We start from the raw sequence: 2,585 nt of genomic DNA, 5'->3' as shown, positions 1-2,585 counted from the left end.
GGATCCGCTCCTCAATCTCCTCCACTCGCCAAGGTACGTTCACATCGAGAGCCCGCAATTCCTCCGGCAGCTCGCCGCTGACTCGCCATTCACTGGCAAAGAGGATTGCGCTACACCATCAGGCGGGCTCCTCTTCATCGGCAACCAGCCAAATGGCGCACTTCCAGAACTCGACAAGCCCGTCGTGACCGACCAGCGCCGGGTTCTCGTCGCATCGTTCGATTTCAACCTCAAGAAGCGCGAGATCTATGGGTCCAAGTCGATTCCAGTCGAAAAACCGCTTAAACCTCAATTGCTGCTTCCCTGGCGTTGCGTAAATCTTCGGACTCCCCCAATGTTTCGCAGGGAAATCCGGTGGGTTTTTGTTCACCAATAACTTCGCGCCAGGCGCTGTAATTTCGACTCGAAAATCGGTGCCGCTCCCCAGGTCATAACGATCCTTCAGGCGGTTCTCGCAACCAACAGGCAAGAGGACCATGCCTTCAAACATGCGAGCAGCCACCTCCTGGTACAAGTTCGCCGCTTCCCACTCACGAAGATCTGGATTGGGCCAGAAACCGAGATTCCAAATGAGCCTCGCCACTTCCCGGTAACGGAGAAACAGATCGGTGCATTCCCTCATCATGGCCTCCTCTGCATCTCTAGGTAGCCTGAGCCTCGGTCGTCTCGGCCACACTTCCCGTCAGCATACCAAGGGCATGTCCCTGAATTGATGTTCCACTCTTCCGGTGCCAACCCCACATTTGCCCCGCCGTTCGGCGTACTCGTCTGGATTTCGTAGCTCAGCGTCGCCCTTATCATGGCGACTCGTCCTGACTGGCTATACCCTGACAGGGGCCGTCCGTGAACCGATTTTCGAACCTGCCAATGCTCGATCCAGGCCTCGCATATACCTACGTGACTTAGTTCGAAGCTCCACCAGCGGCAAAAACGTAGAGTTCTGGCCGCATCACACAAATACTGACCGTAACCGGCATTGAAGAGGCGCCCGGGTGGAAGTCCAAACGACTGCCCCCATCTCCGCCCAAACCGGAGCTCTCCCACTAGGCCAACTCGTCCCAGGTCGTCACCGACAGCATGCGGAACTTCACGATATTCGAGCCAGACGTAGCCCTGGTGGTCCCCCGCTCGCCAGATCCGGCCTTACAGTCGCAAGCGGATCCTACTACTGCGCCCAGCACTGGTTCCAGGCACAATCGACACCGCCTGTCTACGGCTGGAGGCGAGTCGGTGCGGCCCCGCGCTGTTCCCGGAAGGTAACAGACTCCACCTTCTTGACCACGATCTTGAATGGTGATGCGCCCAGGTGGCAGAAGCCTGCTCCGCCAATTCGACCTCCAACCATCCGCACTGCTTTCGAATAGTCCGCAGGAAGAAGCAACTCGCCAACAACCACCACCTCCATGCTTGGTCTTTTGCCCGCCGCCGCTCTGCGTACGTAGAGTTCCTCCGCCCATCTGAGCACCTCCAAATCTTCTTTGGCAGTCGCCGCGTCGGCGCCACCCGGGCAGGCAGTATTCGCCCAGGTATGCGCTCCGAGCAAGACCGTCGGGCAGGCCTTGTCGAAGAAGGCGCTACCATGCAATCCGGCGGCATACTCCGCCTTGAGCCGCACCATCTTTCCTGAGTATTTCCCCGGTTCGCGAGCCAAGTCACACATGGTCAGAGTAGCGGTGGCGTCATCGTCGACTGCCCTGGCATTGGATGGCATCAGCAGAAATAGTGAGAGCAGGACAGCGGAACCTCTAATAATGGAAAGCATTTCTTCTCCAGATTTTGATTGCCTTGTTGCTGCTCAGCTCACTGCGGAATGCCTCCATGTGATCCCGGCCTACCCTTCGCGTTCCCCATACGGCCATGGTGATCGCACCGTGATCCAATCCGCCCCACGGATCCCAAATTCAAACTCAGCTTGAGCTTGTGCTTCTTCAATTGAGCGGTGGAACGTGTCTGTTACCTCAACGTCATCGCCATCGTAGGAGAGCAGATAGAACCCGGAATCCTTCGCGTAGGCCCCGATCGCAACGCGAGCCGGACGCGGAGCCAACTGCCCACCCACAAAGTGACGCGCCGCCCCCACCTCCCGGTGTTGCGGCCCAAGAACCGCCTGAAGAAATAGGATCATAGAGCTCATAAGGTAGCGGCCGGGCCCTCTCCCTTCCTATCGGAAGAACCGCCGTAGGCTCGGTCCCCAAATGCCGCTGATCATATAGATTGTGAGCGCAAGGAAAACCCCGCCCAGGATCCTGATATGAATCCGATTCTCCACAAGGCTCATGTCCAGCTCATCAAGCCGCTCCCTGACAATCACCCCGGATCGCTTCCAGAGGGCCTGGTCAAATACCATGCAATATCCGTTAAATAGCATATAAACCAGAAAGGCGGTAGCCGCCGTCAGTAGGGCGTATGGTTTCATGACCGCGGGCTGCAACCGCAGAATCCGGCTGAAGGTGCTGGATACTCGAATTATATCGGAGAGCGCCTGTGCGGTCGGCTTGAGTTGCCTCTGAATCCACGCATGCCCACCTCGTCCTCAGCCCTGGCCCTCGATGGAGCGGCCCGCGCAGGCTCTTGGCCGGAACGAC

At 57.9% G+C, this 2,585-nt stretch carries 3 protein-coding genes; all 3 read right to left on the bottom strand.

Annotation, left to right across the window (positions count from 1 at the left end):
* Positions 1–118: 118 nt before the first annotated feature.
* The 3 genes from ACR9Y2_RS40260 to ACR9Y2_RS40250 all read right to left on the bottom strand — a co-directional run bounded on the left by ACR9Y2_RS40260 (position 119) and on the right by ACR9Y2_RS40250 (position 2,125).
* Entirely contained in the window at positions 119–625 is a 507-nt protein-coding gene (locus ACR9Y2_RS40260) for a hypothetical protein (RefSeq protein WP_435047583.1), read from the bottom strand.
* 585 nt (positions 626–1,210) lie between these two features.
* Positions 1,211–1,762 (bottom strand): hypothetical protein, encoded by a 552-nt coding sequence (locus ACR9Y2_RS40255; RefSeq protein ID WP_435047582.1) that lies wholly within the window; start codon positions 1,760–1,762, stop codon positions 1,211–1,213.
* 69 nt (positions 1,763–1,831) lie between these two features.
* Positions 1,832–2,125, bottom strand: coding sequence for a hypothetical protein (locus ACR9Y2_RS40250; protein WP_435047581.1), 294 nt, complete (start codon positions 2,123–2,125; stop codon positions 1,832–1,834).
* Between the last annotated feature and the right edge of the window lie 460 nt (positions 2,126–2,585).

The sequence above is a fragment of the Paludibaculum fermentans genome (assembly GCF_051172195.1).
In the GTDB taxonomy this organism is placed as follows: domain Bacteria; phylum Acidobacteriota; class Terriglobia; order Bryobacterales; family Bryobacteraceae; genus Paludibaculum; species Paludibaculum fermentans_A.
This window is presented reverse-complemented; position numbering and strand designations above follow the sequence as displayed.

Bases quoted from the DNA above. Each gene is read 5' to 3' on its own strand.
- ACR9Y2_RS40260 (WP_435047583.1), bottom strand. From the start codon at position 625: ATGATGAGGGAATGCACCGATCTGTTTCTCCGTTACCGGGAAGTGGCG.
- ACR9Y2_RS40255 (WP_435047582.1), bottom strand. From the start codon at position 1,762: ATGCTTTCCATTATTAGAGGTTCCGCTGTCCTGCTCTCACTATTTCTG.
- ACR9Y2_RS40250 (WP_435047581.1), bottom strand. From the start codon at position 2,125: ATGATCCTATTTCTTCAGGCGGTTCTTGGGCCGCAACACCGGGAGGTG.